Raw genomic sequence first — 15759 nt, 5'->3', positions numbered from 1 at the left:
TAGATCAATAGTTTTACGAATGTAAATGCGCGTGAATCGTATCAGCTAATTCACGGCTAATGCCATGCACGCGCGCAATATCATCAGCACTCGCGCGAATAATTTCTTGCAAGCCGCCAAAATGTCGCAACAACGCACGACGGCGCGTCGGCCCAACACCCGCAATACCTTCCAAGGGTGAAGCGGTGCGTTTTTTATCGCGCCGCGTGGTGTGGCCTGCAACAGCAAAACGATGTGCCTCATCGCGCACTTGTTGAATCAAATGCAACGCCGGTGAATCAGCCGGCGGGATGCGCGCTACCGATTCACCGTGCACAAACAATTGTTCAAATCCCGCTTTGCGCGTTGCGCCTTTGGCGACACCCACCAGCAACATGCCGGCAATTTGCAATTCTTCTATTACTTCAACGGCTTGCGTGAGCTGACCTTTGCCGCCGTCGATCAACAAAATATCAGGCAGCACGCCGTCATTTTCTTTTAAGCGGCGATAGCGGCGCGTCAACGCTTGTTTCATCGCGGCGTAATCATCACCTGCGGTAATACCTTCAATGTTGAAACGTCGATAATCACTTTTGCGTGCGCCTTGGCGATCAAACACCACGCAAGAAGCCACCGTCGCTTCGCCAGAAGAATGACTGATATCGAAACATTCAATACGCTCTGGCACGGCATCCAAACCCAACACCTCGCGCAGCGCTTCAAAACGCGCTTCGATATTTTGTTTGCTCGCTAATTTTTGCAATAAATTTTCTTGTGCCGCTTTGCTCGCTATCGTGAGCCACTGTTGACGATGCGTGCGCACACTGGTACTCACCAACACTTTGCGATGGGCGCGCGCTGTTAACGCCGCCTGCAAAGCCGCGTGTTCTCCTGCAGCCGCTATCGACAAAATCACTTCCGCAGGAATCTCACGCTCTGCACCCAAATAAAATTGCGCGACAAAACTCTCCAACACTTGCGCTGTTTCTTCTTCCACCGATAAAGAGGGAAAATAACTGCGGCTGCCGAGAATGCGCCCTTGTCGCACAAACAGCACTTGCACACACACTGCGCCCGCTTGCTGTGCACAGGCAAAAATATCGGCATTGATCGCCGCGCCCTGCTCCACCGCTTGCTGCTCTTGCACGCTGCGCAAACTGGCAATGCGGTCGCGCAACTCGGCTGCGCGCTCAAAGTGCAACGCCTCTGCTGCACTTTCCATATCGCTTGCCAGTATTTCCATCACGCGCTGTTCTTGCCCTGTCAAAAACAGCGCAGTGGTTTCCACATCTTTGGCGTACTGTTCAGGCGAAATCAAACCCACGCAAGAACCAGAACAGCGATGAATTTGATACTGCAAACACGGACGGCTGCGGTTGCGAAAGAACGAATCTTCACACTGGCGCACACGCGAAAACTTCTGCAAAAAATTGAGACTCTCACGCACTGCGCCGCTGTTAGGAAACGGGCCAAAGTAGCGGCCTTTCTTCTGTTTTGCGCCGCGATGAAAAGACAAGCGCGGATAGGTTTCACCTTCGCTCAAAAAAATATACGGGTAGGATTTGTCATCGCGCAATAAAATGTTATACGGCGGGTGATGCGCTTTAATCAGATTCTGTTCGAGTATCAACGCTTCAGTTTCACTGCTCGTTACCGTCAATTCAATGCGTGCGATACGCGAAACCAACGCCTGTGTTTTAGGACCTAAACCACTAGTGCGAAAATAACTGGAAAGTCTTTTTTTAAGATTGCCGGCTTTACCGACATACAGTAGCGACTCTGCTTCGCCCTGCATTTTAACGCCGTACATCTGGTAAACACCAGGATGGCTAGTGACAGAAGCCAGAAATGACTGACTATCAAACGCCATGCGCAAGCTCTAAAAAATTAAGCATCGCCATCGGGCACAAACAATTTGTGACGCAGTGCCAACAGTGTCAAACCGACATCATTTTCCACACCCAGTTTTTCAAACATGCGATAACGATAAGTATTCACTGTTTTCGGGCTGACATTGAGTTGATCGGCAATATCTTGTGCGCTTTGGCAGCCGACGATCATCAAGGCCACTTGCAACTCGCGCTCCGATAAATCATCAAACGGTGAATGATGTCCGCTATTGCGTTTACGCAAAGGTTTTAATGCCAACTCTTGCGCAATTTTGCGGCAGACATAATGTTGATCGGCATGCACTTCACGAATTGCTAAGACCAATTCATCCATGCCGCTGTCTTTGGTGACAAAACCGCGCGCACCGGCTTCCAACAACAAATCAGGAAACGGATCATCCGCACACGCAGTAATGACAACCACTTTAGATTCAGGAGCGCGGCGCTGCATGCGCTGTGTGGCTTCTATACCGCCAATCCCCGGCATACGCACATCCATCAACACCACATGCGGCTTTAATAATTCTGCTTTTTCTAGCCCATCTTCACCGCTAGACGCTTCACCGACAACGGAAAAATCTTCCACGCTGTCCAGCATATGTCGCAAACCCACACGCACGAGGTCGTGATCGTCAACGATTAAAATGTTAATTAATTCCTTTGCCATCATAAAAATCCCTATTTACTACGCAAAAAATTATCCCAACCAATACCGCGCGTTGCTGAACAAACGCATCCACGAACCGTTGTCTTGCCAACCGTCTGGATGCCACGAATGTTGCACGGCGCGAATCACGCGCTCTGGGTGCGGCATCATGATGGTGTGTCTACCGTCGTCATTGGTAATGGCTGTAATTCCCAACGGCGAGCCATTGGGATTGGCCGGAAAGTTTTCCGTCATGTGACCGTAGTTGTCGATATAACGCATCGCTACTTGCCCGCTACTATCCAAATCTTTTAACGCAGTGACATCAGCAAACTCGGCGCGACCTTCACCGTGTGCAACGATAATCGGCATACGCGAACCCGCCATGCCCGATAACAAAATAGAAGGCGAATGCTCCACTTCCACCATCACTAAACGCGCTTCAAATTGTTCACTGGTATTGCGCACAAAGCGCGGCCAATGTGTAGCACCTGGAATTAAATCTTTGAGATGCGACACCATCTGGCAACCGTTGCACACACCAAGACTGAACACATCATCGCGATGGAAAAACTGTTCAAACATGTCACGCACACGCGTGTTGAACAAAATACTTTTTGCCCAACCACCACCCGCACCGAGCACATCGCCATAAGAAAAACCGCCGCAAGCGGCAAAGCCTTTGAAGTCTTTTAGATCGACGCGACCGGATAACAAATCGCTCATGTGCACATCGACGGCAGCAAAACCAGCGCGATCAAATGCTGCCGCCATTTCCACCTGACCGTTCACGCCCTGCTCACGCAAAATCGCTACACGCGGACGCACGCCGCTGGCAATCATCGGCGCGGCAACATTGTGGTTTTGATCGTAAGTGAGCGATACCGACAAACCTGGATTGTTGTTATCCAACACCGTTTGTTTTTCTTGTTCAGCACAAACAGGATTATCACGCAGTGCTTGAATGCGATAGCTAGTTTCCCACCACAACGCCAGCGCATCGCGGCGCGACATTTCTAACACAGTGTTGCTGCCATCAAGCACACGCAAATAATCATCACCGTTGATAAAACCGATGCGATGCAAACAAGCAGACAGCTGATGGTTTTCTACCAACTGTTGCAGCGCAGCAATATCATCCAACGACACTTGCAGCACAGCACCTAATTCTTCGGCAAACAACGCAGCCAATGGATCATCGCCTAAATCATTCAGCGCGAAATCCACACCGCAATGCCCCGCAAACGCCATTTCCGCGACGGTTGCCCACAAACCGCCGTCCGAGCGATCGTGATACGCCAATAAAAGATTTTTCTGCAAAGCGTCTTGTATGAAAGCAAAAAATTGAGCCAATTGCTGCGGCTGATCGAGATCCGGTGCTTCATTGCCCACTTGTCTAAAGACTTGCGCGAAAGCCGAAGCACCTAAACGATTTTTGCCATTGCCTAAATCAAGTAAAAATAATGCGCTGTCACCTTTATCCGTGCGCAACTGCGGCGTCACGGTTTTGCGCACATCCAACACTGGCGCGAAGGCAGAAATAATTAAAGACATCGGCGCTGTCACCGATTTTTCTGCGCCATTTTCTTGCCAACGCGTGCGCATCGACATGGAATCTTTACCCACCGGCACGGTGATACCCAACGCTGGACAAACTTCCATACCCACGGTGCGCACGGCATCAAACAATTTTTCATCTTCACCGGGATGACCGGCTGCACACATCCAGTTGGCCGACAGTTTTACATCGGATAATTTTTCGATGCGCGTAGCAGCGATATTGGTGATTGCTTCGGCAATCGCCAAACGCGCGGAAGCTGGCGCAGAAATTAACGCCGCTGGCGTGCGTTCGCCCATCGACATGGCTTCGCCGGCATAAGTGTCATAGGCAACCGTTGTTACTGCGCAATCGGCAACAGGCATTTGCCACGGACCAACCATTTGGTCGCGTGCGACCATGCCTGTTACTGAACGATCACCAATCGTGATCAAAAAGTTTTTCGAGGCGACAGACGGCAACTGCAATACACGCTCTGCCGCTTCACGCAACTTAATCTTGCTGTAATCCAACGCTGGTTGCGTGACTGTTTTTCGCTCAATACTGCGCGTCATTTTAGGCGGCTTGCCGAAAAGCAGTGACATCGGCAAATCAACAGGCGCGTTGTTGAAATGCGCATCATCCACACGCAAATGTTTTTCTTCGGTGGCTGTACCAACCACCGCATACGGACAGCGCTCGCGCGCACAAATCGCATCAAACTGCGCTAAATCTTCTTCACGCACAGCGAGCACATAGCGCTCCTGCGCTTCGTTACACCAAATGGCAAGCGGGCTCATCCCCGGCTCATCACTCGGCACAGCGCGCAAATCAAATACACCGCCCGTACCACCGTCTTTCACCAATTCTGGCAACGCGTTAGATAAACCACCCGCGCCGACATCGTGAATAAATTGAATTGGATTTTTTTCGCCCATCTGCCAACAGCGGTCTATCACTTCTTGGCAACGGCGTTCAATTTCTGGGTTTGTCGCTGCACCGAAGCAAAAATCTAAATCGGCTTCTCTGCCCAGATGCCATCGAAGACGCAGCGCGCCACCGCCCAAACCGATCTGCATGGCAGGTCCGCCGAGCACAATCAATTTTGCGCCCGCAGCAAACGGTTTTTTCTCCACATGTTCTTCGCGAATATTGCCGTAACCACCGGCAATCATAATCGGCTTGTGATAACCGTATATTTCATTGCCCGCAGCACATTCGGCAGGCAGTTCAAAACTGCGAAAATAACCGCACAAATTCGGGCGACCGAATTCATTATTGAAAGCAGCGCCTCCCAACGGCCCTTCCGTCATGATATCTAGCGCAGAAACAATGCGATCGGGCTTGCCGTAACTTTCGCCTTGCGCATTTTTTTCCCACGGCTGTTCGTAGTCGGGAATCAGCAAATTGGAAACAGAAAATCCTGTTAAGCCCGCTTTAGGTTTTGAACCGCGACCCACTGCACCTTCATCGCGAATTTCACCACCAGCACCTGTACCTGCACCAGAAAATGGCGCAATCGCTGTGGGATGGTTGTGCGTTTCAACTTTCATCAACAAATGCACATCTTCTTGATGCGCGCCGTATTCGCCCGTTTTAGCGTCGGGGAAAAATCTGCCCGCACGCTGCCCTTTCACAACCGCTGCATTGTCAGAATACGCCGACAACACATTGTCGCCCGCGCATTCATTCGTGTTGCGTATCATTTTGAACAGCGATTTTTCTTGTGCGACGCCGTCAATCAACCAATCGGCATTAAAAATTTTGTGGCGACAATGTTCAGAGTTCGCCTGCGCAAACATCATCAATTCCACATCAACGGGATTGCGACCCAGCGCGACAAAACTCTCCGTCAGATAATCAATTTCATCATCTGCCAAGGCCAAACCCAATTCGCGGTTGGCGCACACCAAAGCATCACGACCACCGCCGAGAATATCGACCGTGGTCGATGGCGCAGGCTGCTCTTGCACAAACAAAGTGCTCGCTTCTTCTAAAGTGTGCAGCACAGATTCCGTCATGCGGTCATGCAAAATCGCTGCTATCGCATTCACTTGCTCTGCACTAAAACTGCCGCCCACACGAAACGCGATACCGCGCTCCAAACGGCGCACGGCTGTCAATCCACAGTTGCGCGCGATGTCGGTTGCTTTGCTCGACCAAGGAGAAATCGTGCCAGTGCGCGGCACCACCAAAAACAACTGCCCGTGCGGTTCGAACAGTGATGCTTGGCGTGGGCCGTATTCGAGCAATTGCTCTAACACGACTTGTTCAGCGGGCGTTAAGATCTGCGAGACATCCGCAAAATGCACAAACTCGGCGTGCAATTCCGTCACAGCAGCCACTTCGCGCAAACGCGTCAGCCATTTATTGAGACGAAAAGAAGAAAAAGCAGGCGCACCACGCAAAACCAGCATCACAACCTCAACAGTGAGCCACAAAACCGGCTCAGGGTAGGAAAATATCGATGCGCGTATTGTAGCCTAGGGCAGCTTGCTACTGCTGCCGCTGCTGTTTTTGAGCATAATCCTGCCAAAACAAATTATTGCGGCGTTTGGTATAGGCCAATAAAGGTGTTTTTATATGCTCCATATCCGGCGTGACAAAAATGACATCATCCGCCACCTGTATACACAGTCCTTTTCCGGCATTTGGCAGAGCACGAACAATTTCCCCCATATCTGGCCACTGAGCAACATCGTGCGGCATCGGGGGGGCAGCCAGAAATAAGCGGGCGTCATCAATCAGTAGCACATCACCCTTTCTCTCTCGTAAGCAGGCTAATTCCCCCAACAAAGGACACTGATCATCTGGTCCCGCTGTATCGCCACCAAACCAATGACTATCCAACCAAAATAGCTTTTTGCTCCCCTATCTTCTCTACATTTCACACAGGAGCTGCCGAGAGTCACCGCAGAGCACTGATACATTGTGTAAATCAGCTAAGCTTTTACTGTATTGATTAAACAAGCTGAGAGAGCTTTCTATCGTGATGACTTGCTCAAAATGACCAGCGGCCCAACGCGCTGTTCCACCTTGGTAAGTACCTGTTTCAACAAACACTGTTGCACCAATGGCATCCCTTAACAGCAGCGTGATTTTTTCTGGTATACCAAATCGTACCATCCCCATCTAACACACCATCCAAAATCGCCAGAAAAGTTGGCAACATAACAGGAAACGGTAGTACAGCAAACGAAGCTTTTTGTAGAAACGCTAGGACAAGCCAGCAATATCAGAAGCAGTAGCTTGTGGTAGATTGCGCGACGACATCAGCGCAAGGAGAACAATCGGGTGAATTTCAGCCAATTAACTCTGATTCGGAAAATTCTGGTTCTACAAGTCATTTTTAGCGTCATTGCTATGACCGCTGTGGGGACGATTACCGTCCAAGTCGGCATGAACCACGTCGAGCGCATCACCGAAGAAAAGCTTGTTGCGCTTCGTGACATCAAGCAGCAAGAACTCAATGTGTGGCAAAACACCAATCGCTTTAGCGGCGGGATGCTGTCGGCATTGATAGAAACTTGGAGTACGCAAGAAGACAAAGGGCGCGCGCTATCTCCCATACTGAAAGATTTTTTCTATCAAATGGCATGGCACGAGCAGTGGCAAAAAGTAGGACTTGGTGAAAAAGGTGAGACTTATTTGGTCAATATCAAAGGCAACAGTGCCAGCCCTTTGCGCTTCCAAGGAACGCCATTCCACAACAGCCGTTTTATGGATGTTACTGAGGCCGGAGCCGGCAACTACAAAAGCTATCAAGGAAACACCGTCATTGCCGCCTGGACACCCGTGGATATTGACGGGACAAAGTGGCTGCTCGTCAGTGAAATAGATCGTGACGAGGCGCTCGGGGCTGCACTGCTCAATCTGCGTCTTTATGTCAGCGCGGTAGGTATCAGCTTTGGGTTGCTCATTTGCTGGCTGACCTTTGTGGTTATGCGTAACGCTATCACTCGCCCCATCAACAACATGCGTGACGCACTGAAAGATTTGCAAGACGGTGATGGTGATTTAACGCATCGCTTAAAGAAAACCAGCAATGACGAACTCGGTGAGATGGCCGATATCTTCAATGCGTTTCTTGAAAAATTGCACAGTGTCGTGAGCAGACTGGTTTCCACCACCAGCACACTGTCTATCGCATCCGCCAATATTCACGATAGCGCTATCCGCGTCAGTGTTAGCTCAGAAGAACAAGCTGCCAGCGCCGAAGAAACCTCTGCCGCGCTGGAAGAAATGAGCGTCACCATCAGTCAAAACGCCGACAATGCCCGCGCCACCGAGCAGATTGCCACCGCTGCTGCCGATAGCGTGCGTCGGGGTAGCGTGGTTATGAAAGATGCTGTCAGCGAGATGCAAAAAATCACGCAACGCATTGGCGTGATCAATGAAATCGCCCAGCGTACTAACTTATTGGCACTCAACGCCGAAATTGAAGCCGCGCGCGCGGGTGAACACGGTCGCGGCTTTGCCGTGGTTGCTGGTGAGGTGCGCAAATTGGCGGAACAGAGCCGCACGGCTGCGGCTGAAATTGCTGCGCTTGCCAACAACAGCTCGGGGGTGAGCAATGAAGTGGTCGGACTGCTCGACAACATCGTCTCGCAAGTGGTGCAAACCGCTGATTTGGTTCAGGAAATCAGCCATGCTTCCGATGAGCAGCAAGGCGGCGTTGAGCAAATTCATCGCGCCGTCAGCCAGATCGAAAGCTCTACCCAGCTCAGCGCACACTCCTCTACGGAGTTGTCAGACACTGCACGAACCATCCATGAGCAAGTCAAAGAGCTGGAATCCGCTGTTCAATTTTTCAAAATCTAAGCTATTCAAAAGCTAAGTAAAACGCTTGGGCGGCGCGGTCTTATCAACCGCGCAATGCCTGATTGATCTGCATGGGCAAAAAGCCTCTGTACTGCAAAAACCGCGCGACTTTAGCTTTCTCTTGCAGCGCCGTTACCAAACCAGCACCAAATTTCTTGCGCTTCACATCGCTGACCGCTGCCAACCAACCTTCATCGCTGCGACGAACAGAGTCTGTTACTAGCTCTATATTCACGCCACGGCGACGCAGCTCCTGCTCGATAAACACAGGGCCATAACCGCGCGCTCGGCGACTGCGCACAAACACTTCTGCAAACCGTTCATCGCTCTGGTAACCATCTGCCGCTAACTTATCCAAGCACTGTTGCAAAGGCATGGCATCAATCGGCAGATTGAAGCGTTCTGCCAGCTTCGTCAGCAGCTCTCGACGGGAATGTTCTCTTTGTCCGAGCAAGCCGAGGGCGGCACCGTGAATTTTCACAGCGTTATCCATAAATCACCTATAAGAATTTTGTTATAAAACAACTAACTACAGCATAAACTCAAAGTTGCATCTCGAAGTTATACGCTGTAGCTCAAGTGGTTTAGAGGTCAACTTCTTCCGCGGCAACCACAGCGGCAGTTTGCTTACGCGCTTCGATTGGCCCTTGCAAATAAGCCTCACGAATCTTAGCTTCTAGCTCACTAGCTACTTGAGGATTATCCTGTAAGTACTTCATTGCATTGGCTTTTCCTTGGCCAATCTTGTCACCTTTGTAGCTATACCAAGCGCCAGACTTCTCGACATGACCGTCATTGACGCTGATGTCGATAATTTCGCCCATGCGGTTGATACCTTGACCGTACATGATCTGAAACTCGACCTGTTTGAACGGTGGCGCAACTTTGTTTTTGACGACTTTGACGCGTGTTTCGTTGCCCACCACTTCATCGCCCTCTTTAACGGAGCCAATGCGGCGGATATCCAAGCGCACGGAGGAGTAAAACTTCAGCGCATTGCCGCCGGTAGTGGTTTCTGGGCTGCCAAACATCACACCAATCTTCATACGAATTTGGTTAATGAAGATGACTAAGCAATTCGCATTTTTGATGTTGCCGGTCAGTTTACGCAGGGCTTGTGACATCAAACGCGCCTGCAAGCCGACATGGGTGTCGCCCATATCACCTTCGATTTCAGCTTTCGGCACCAAAGCCGCGACGGAGTCGATGACCAGCACATCAATAGCATTGGAGCGCACCAACATATCCGCTACTTCCAACGCTTGTTCGCCGGTATCTGGCTGAGACACGATCAAATCTTCGACATCGACACCCAATTTGCCAGCATAAATAGGATCCAAAGCGTGCTCGGCATCAATAAATGCCGCTGTGCCGCCCGCTTTCTGGCACTCAGCAATCACTTGCAGGGTCAGCGTGGTTTTACCAGAAGACTCAGGACCATAGATCTCGACAATACGGCCTCGCGGCAAGCCACCGATGCCCAGCGCAATATCCAAGCCCAAAGAGCCGGTGGAGATGGCAGGAATGTCTTCATGCGCTTTCTCACCCATGCGCATGACCGTGCCTTTACCAAATTGGCGTTCGATTTGACCCAGTGCTGCTGCCAGCGCTTTTTCCTTGTTTGCGTCCATTGTCTTGACCTCGTTAGCTCATTCGATCGGCGTACCGATCACTCTATATATAAGGGCAGGCCTCAGCGCCCAACCCCACTCTCAACTTGCAAGGCAAGCATACACCGCTTTTTTGATACTGTATAGACCTACAGTGGTTTTTTATACAGTAATTTTACTGGTGACTCAGCCAGCCACCACACCCTGCTCGCGCAAACTCACAATACTCGCTGCGCTATAACCCAAATCCGTCAAAACGGCATCGGTATCTTCACCCGCCACACGCGGTGCAGCAGGCGTTTCTGGTTCACTGCGCGAGAAACGCGGCGCGGGTGCGTGTTGCAACAAACCATCCACCTCAACGAAAGATTTGCGTTCAACATTGTGCGGATACTGTGCGGCTTCCTGTATATCCAACACCGGCGCAAAACACGCACTGCTGCCTTCAAATACTTTCACCCATTCATCGCGCGTTTTCGTTTTGAACACCGCAGCCACTTTCGCTTCCAGCGCAGGAATTTTGCTGATGTCCTGCTCGGGTGAACCCAACCACTGCTGTTCAAACTCGGCTTTATTCAAACCGAGTCTTGCAATGAAATCCCAATAAAAATTCGCTTCTAACGCGCCGACTGAAACATATTTGCCATCGGCACATTCAAAAGTGTTGTAAAAATGATTGCTGCCACCAAACAAATGCGCGCCGCGATCTTTGTACGGCATGAAGAACGGATTTTTTTCGTAAGCGTACAAGTAGGCCATCAACGCCATCGCGCCATCAACAATCGCCGCATCCACCACTTGTCCTTTGCCGGATTTCTGCGCTTCTAACAACGCACACACCACGCCGTATGCCATGAACATGCCGCCGCCGCCAAAATCACCCACCAAATTTAATGGCGGCACAGGACGACCGGCATCGCGCCCCATTTTTTCCAGCACGCCGGTGATGGCGATGTAGTTGATGTCATGCCCCACGGTTTGCGCCAGTGGGCCGGTTTGCCCCCAGCCCGTCATGCGTGCGTACACCAGCTTGGGATTGCGCGCCTGCACGGCTTCCGGCCCCAGTCCCAAGCGTTCGGCTACGCCAGGGCGATAACCTTCGATCAACGCATCGGCGCTCTCACACAATTTCAGCACCAGCTCGACACCTTCCGGCTTCTTCAAATTCACCACGATGGAGCGACGATTGCGCAGCGTGGCATCCAGCGGACGCAAGCCAGGGATACCAGCGGCGCGTTCAATCGTAATAACTTCTGCACCCATGTCGGCCAGCATCATCGCGCCAAACGGTGTAGGCCCGATGCCCGCCAATTCAATTATGCGAAAACCTTTTAACGGCCCCATGTATCACCTCAGAAAAATAAAAAATTAAAAAAGAATGGCGGCGATGATACCTTAGCAGGATGCTTCGATTTGCTCTGCACACACTATTCATTGGTCTTTCGCTGTTGCTCGCACTGCCGGTATCGGCGGAACGCGCTGTCGATGCCGCCACTCGCAGCATTCAACTCGCACTCACCACCGAGCCGCCCAACTTAAACAGCCTCACCGCCACCGACAGCGTGAGTTTTTTTGTATTAGCACACACGCAAGAAGGTTTGCTTACTTATGGCGCTGACGACGAGCTCACTGGCGGCGTTGCAAAAAGCTGGCAGATGGATGGCACCACGGTGCGTTTTACTTTGCGCGACGATGCACGCTGGTGTGATGGTAAACCTGTCACCGCACAGGATTTTGTTTTTGCTTGGCGCACTGTATTAGATGCAAAAACCGCATCGCGTTACGCCTTTATTCTTTACCCCATTCGCAATGCAGAAAAAATTCACCAAGGAAAATTACCATTGGATGCGCTGGGTGTTTACGCCGATGACGCACAACACCTGCGCGTAGAACTAGAGCGCCCTACCGCTTATTTTCCCAGCCTCACCACTTTTGCTACTTATTACCCGCTGCGCGAAGATTTTTATCGCGCGTATCCCAACAACTACGCAGCCGATGCCGACAAATTATTGTGCAACGGCGCTTTTCGCCTCAGCCGCTGGGTACACGGCGCGAGCCTGACGCTGGAAAAAAATCCCAACTATTGGGATAAAGACAATGTGCCGCTGCAAAAAATTGAAATCCCGCATATCACCAATGACAACAACACCCTGCTCAATTTATTTCAATCCGGCGATATTGCTTTTACTGAACTCAGCCGCGACACCCTGCTGCTCGCTTTAGAACAACGCTTATATTTGCAGTCTTTTAATAAAGGCATGCTGCATTACATGGAATTCAATTTCCGTCCCACACGCTTACTGCACAACTTTAATTTAAGAAAAGCGATTAGCTTAGTGATTGATCGACAAGCCTTGGTTAATAAAATTATCGCTTCGCCTGGTACCAAAGCGGCTACACATTTCTTTCCGGATTGGCTGCCCGGCATTCCCGCGCATCACGATATCGCTCTGCCCAATATTGCCGCTGCGCAAACCGCCTTGCAACAAGCTAAAAAAGAACTGGGCGTGGATACAATTCCTCCTTTAACACTGCTGATCTACGATTCACCTGCCGTGGTGCGCCAAGCGGAATATTTACAGCGCGTGTTGCAAGAAACACTGGGCATCACGCTTATCATCGACAAACAAATCTTCAAACAAAAATTGGCCAAACTGAACAGCGGCGATTTTGATTTAGCCTTGTCTGCTTGGGGTCCTGATTACAATGACCCGATGACTTTTGCCGATTTATTACACTCCGCCAATGAGAACAATCACGGGCGCTACAAAAATCCGCAATACGATGCACTCGTTGAGCAAGCCAATGCGCTGCCGCTTTCTGAGCAACGCAATCAATTATTTGTGCAGATGGATGACATCATTCGCCGCGATCTCGCCGTATTGCCTTTAAGCGAGCCCGGCATTGTGTATGTGCAAAACACGCAATTGCACAATGTGCGGCGCAGTCGCTTTGGTGACGATCCCGATTTTCGTCACGCTTACATCGAAGCAAAAGGAAAACCTTGATGTTGCACTACACACTCAAGCGTTTAGCCACTTGCGCTATCACCATTTGGTTTATTGCTACTGCCACTTTTTTTGCTATGCATTTTGTGCCGGGCGATCCGCTGGCGGATAAAAAAGCCATCCCCGAAGTATTGCGCGCGGCACTCATGGCGCACTACGGTTTGGATCAATCACTGCCACAACAATACTGGCGTTTTTTGAGCGCGATGCTGCACGGCGATTTTGGTATTTCATTTACGCAGCAGAATCGTCAGGTCAACGACATTATTCGTGAACATTTTCCTATTTCTGCCACGCTCGGTTGTCTCGCTTTATTGTTTGCTGTCGGCGGCGCGGTGTTGTGGGGCGCACTCGCGGCGCGTTTTCATCGTCGCTGGCCCGATTACTGGCTGATGATTGCGGTTGTCGCCGGTATTTCTGTGCCGAGTTTTGTTTTTGCTGCGCTGGCACAAATTACTGTGTTGAAAATCAATCAGCATTTAGGCACGCAATTTCCTTTAGCGGGCTGGGGCAGTTTTTCGCAAATGTTATTGCCCGCGCTGGTGCTTGGGTTGGGCACGATGGCGTACATGACGCGCTTGATGCGCTCCTCTTTATTGGATGTGCAAAACGCCGCTTACATTCGCACCGCACGCGCCAAACAATTATCGCCCGCGCGCATTTTTTGGATACACACACTGCGCAATGCCAGCCTGCCCGTGTTGTCTTTATTAGGCCCTGCGATTGCCGCCATCACTACCGGCGGTTTTGTGGTGGAAACGGTTTTTGCCATCCCCGGTTTAGGTCGCTATTTCGTGCAAGCGGTACAGCAGTTGGATTACACCGTGATCATGGGCACCACAGTTTTTTACGGCAGCTTTTTGGTGTTGATGGTGTTAGTGGCTGATTTACTCGCCGCCCTACTCGACCCGCGTATCAGCTTGCAGGATGCGCGCGCATGAGTGATACAGCGAACACACACAGCAGTTTGTGGCGCGATGTGCAGCGCGATGTTATGCACAACCCTGCGGCGATGATCGGTTTTTCGTTTTTACTGCTGATTTTTTTATTTTGCACACTGGGAAAATTGGTATGGCGAGTAGATGCCAATGCGATTGATTTAACGCAAATCTCGCAAGCACCTAATCGTGGCGTACTCACTACCGTGATCGACACACAAAACGCATTACATCCACCATCCAACAGCCCCGTCACGCAATTTCAAAGTTTATCCGGTGCGAGTACAGAAAAAGTTTCACTGGCTTGGCCTGTGCATGACATAAAAAACTATCGGTTATACCGCCATATTTTGCCGCCGTCTGGCATGAAAGATCTCGGCTTGCCGTTAGCGGATATCACCGCAACTGCTGCTGATACTGTTTTGCACTATGACGATACGCTTCTGCTAGAAAATCGTCGTTACTACTATTCACTGCAAACCTTGAGCGATAAAAGTCATTATCAAACGATTGCAGTGGATGTCGCGCACGCCACGCCGCTCGCGCAATTACAGCAATCGGGTTTGTTATCAAAAAATGAACCCACACCAGAAAGATTATTACTGCCCGCGCATCCTTTCGGTACCGATAAATTAGGTCGCGATATGTTGGCGCGTTTGATTGAAGGCGGACGCATCTCTTTATTCATTGGCTTCACCGCACCGCTGCTCTATGTTTTTTTTGGCACGCTCTATGGCGCAATCGCTGGCTATCGCGGTGGACGCACAGACACACTGATGATGTCCTTTGCCGATTTCATCATCGCCCTGCCGTTTTTATTGTTTGTAATTTTATTGCGCATTGCTTTTGGTATCGGCCTGGTGATAGCGGCATCACCGCATTGTTGATTGCACTGGGTTGATGTTGAGTTGGCCGAACACTGCGCGCTTGCGCACACAAGTGCTGCAATTGCGCAAATGCCGTTGGTGTTGATGCTGCGCGTTTACAAGGCGCATCCGGCTTACTGCGGAAACACATGCCTAATGTGTTGCCAAGCATTTTTAGTCACGCTCAGCTTTGCATATTCTCTCTGCCATTTTTACCGAAGCCTTTCTCTCTTTATCGGCATGGGCGTTACACCGCCTGCCATCGGCGTAAGGCGATGTACTGAAGGTCTATCCACGCTGCTAACGTATCCCACGAACTGCTTTTCCCCGCTTTTTTCATCAGTGCCACCGTGTTGTCTTTAATTTAGTGGGCGACGCACTGCGCGATGCGCTAGATGTGCAAGTGCGAGGTGCGCGCGCATACAAGGCAACAGACCTTATTGCACATTGAAAACTGCAGCGTTT

12 protein-coding genes are annotated in these 15759 nt (G+C 50.6%); 4 read left to right on the top strand and 8 right to left on the bottom strand.

Going from position 1 to position 15759, the window contains the following annotated elements:
- Positions 1-13: 13 nt before the first annotated feature.
- The 5 genes from uvrC to R3E63_09255 form a co-directional block, all read right to left on the bottom strand.
- Entirely contained in the window at positions 14-1855 is a 1842-nt protein-coding gene (gene uvrC, locus R3E63_09275; GenBank protein ID MEZ5540114.1) for an excinuclease ABC subunit UvrC, read from the bottom strand.
- Positions 1856-1866: 11 nt separating this feature from the next.
- Complete coding sequence (locus R3E63_09270) at positions 1867-2535, bottom strand: response regulator (GenBank protein MEZ5540113.1); 669 nt, start codon at positions 2533-2535, stop codon at positions 1867-1869.
- 30 nt (positions 2536-2565) lie between these two features.
- Positions 2566-6468 carry a phosphoribosylformylglycinamidine synthase gene (purL, locus tag R3E63_09265; protein ID MEZ5540112.1) on the bottom strand — a complete coding sequence of 1301 codons (3903 nt, stop codon included), beginning with the start codon at positions 6466-6468 and terminating at the stop codon, positions 2566-2568.
- 79 nt (positions 6469-6547) lie between these two features.
- A complete protein-coding gene (locus tag R3E63_09260) occupies positions 6548-6901 on the bottom strand; it encodes a hypothetical protein (GenBank protein ID MEZ5540111.1) in 354 nt (117 codons plus the stop codon).
- Between the two features lie 30 nt (positions 6902-6931).
- Positions 6932-7183, bottom strand: coding sequence for a hypothetical protein (locus R3E63_09255; protein ID MEZ5540110.1), 252 nt, complete (start codon positions 7181-7183; stop codon positions 6932-6934).
- Between the two features lie 162 nt (positions 7184-7345).
- On the opposite strand from R3E63_09255, the gene R3E63_09250 reads away from it, so the two are divergent.
- Entirely contained in the window at positions 7346-8872 is a 1527-nt protein-coding gene (locus R3E63_09250) for a methyl-accepting chemotaxis protein (GenBank protein MEZ5540109.1), read from the top strand.
- Positions 8873-8915: 43 nt separating this feature from the next.
- Here the strand turns inward: R3E63_09250 and R3E63_09245 are convergent, their stop codons facing one another.
- The 3 genes from R3E63_09245 to R3E63_09235 form a co-directional block, all read right to left on the bottom strand.
- On the bottom strand, positions 8916-9365 hold the full coding sequence (locus R3E63_09245; protein ID MEZ5540108.1) for a regulatory protein RecX: 450 nt from the start codon (positions 9363-9365) through the stop codon (positions 8916-8918).
- 91 nt (positions 9366-9456) lie between these two features.
- Positions 9457-10503, bottom strand: coding sequence for a recombinase RecA (recA, locus tag R3E63_09240; protein ID MEZ5540107.1), 1047 nt, complete (start codon positions 10501-10503; stop codon positions 9457-9459).
- Positions 10504-10668: 165 nt separating this feature from the next.
- Positions 10669-11826, bottom strand: coding sequence for a CaiB/BaiF CoA-transferase family protein (locus R3E63_09235; protein MEZ5540106.1), 1158 nt, complete (start codon positions 11824-11826; stop codon positions 10669-10671).
- Positions 11827-11885: 59 nt separating this feature from the next.
- Here R3E63_09235 and R3E63_09230 point away from each other — a divergent pair, with 59 nt between their 5' ends.
- The 3 genes from R3E63_09230 to R3E63_09220 are packed head-to-tail and all read left to right on the top strand — an operon-like array spanning position 11886 to position 15315.
- Positions 11886-13490 carry a peptide ABC transporter substrate-binding protein gene (locus R3E63_09230; protein MEZ5540105.1) on the top strand — a complete coding sequence of 535 codons (1605 nt, stop codon included), beginning with the start codon at positions 11886-11888 and terminating at the stop codon, positions 13488-13490.
- Positions 13490-14431 carry an ABC transporter permease gene (locus R3E63_09225; GenBank protein MEZ5540104.1) on the top strand — a complete coding sequence of 314 codons (942 nt, stop codon included), beginning with the start codon at positions 13490-13492 and terminating at the stop codon, positions 14429-14431. Before R3E63_09230 ends, R3E63_09225 begins: the two co-directional genes overlap by 1 nt.
- Positions 14428-15315, top strand: coding sequence for a hypothetical protein (locus R3E63_09220; protein MEZ5540103.1), 888 nt, complete (start codon positions 14428-14430; stop codon positions 15313-15315). Before R3E63_09225 ends, R3E63_09220 begins: the two co-directional genes overlap by 4 nt.
- Positions 15316-15759 lie beyond the last annotated feature (444 nt).

Source organism: Pseudomonadales bacterium, from assembly GCA_041395665.1.
GTDB lineage: Bacteria > Pseudomonadota > Gammaproteobacteria > Pseudomonadales > UBA7239 > UBA7239.
Note: the sequence above shows the minus strand (reverse complement) of the source record. Positions and strands in the feature narration are given on the sequence as shown.

Excerpts from the sequence above, each read along its gene's own strand:
- R3E63_09270 (MEZ5540113.1), bottom strand. The coding sequence starts at position 2,535 with ATGGCAAAGGAATTAATTAACATTTTAATCGTTGACGATCACGACCTC.
- purL (MEZ5540112.1), bottom strand. The coding sequence starts at position 6,468 with ATGCTGGTTTTGCGTGGTGCGCCTGCTTTTTCTTCTTTTCGTCTCAAT.
- R3E63_09255 (MEZ5540110.1), bottom strand. The coding sequence starts at position 7,183 with ATGGGGATGGTACGATTTGGTATACCAGAAAAAATCACGCTGCTGTTA.
- R3E63_09245 (MEZ5540108.1), bottom strand. The coding sequence starts at position 9,365 with ATGGATAACGCTGTGAAAATTCACGGTGCCGCCCTCGGCTTGCTCGGA.
- recA (MEZ5540107.1), bottom strand. The coding sequence starts at position 10,503 with ATGGACGCAAACAAGGAAAAAGCGCTGGCAGCAGCACTGGGTCAAATC.
- R3E63_09235 (MEZ5540106.1), bottom strand. The coding sequence starts at position 11,826 with ATGGGGCCGTTAAAAGGTTTTCGCATAATTGAATTGGCGGGCATCGGG.
- R3E63_09230 (MEZ5540105.1), top strand. The coding sequence starts at position 11,886 with ATGCTTCGATTTGCTCTGCACACACTATTCATTGGTCTTTCGCTGTTG.
- R3E63_09225 (MEZ5540104.1), top strand. The coding sequence starts at position 13,490 with ATGTTGCACTACACACTCAAGCGTTTAGCCACTTGCGCTATCACCATT.
- R3E63_09220 (MEZ5540103.1), top strand. The coding sequence starts at position 14,428 with ATGAGTGATACAGCGAACACACACAGCAGTTTGTGGCGCGATGTGCAG.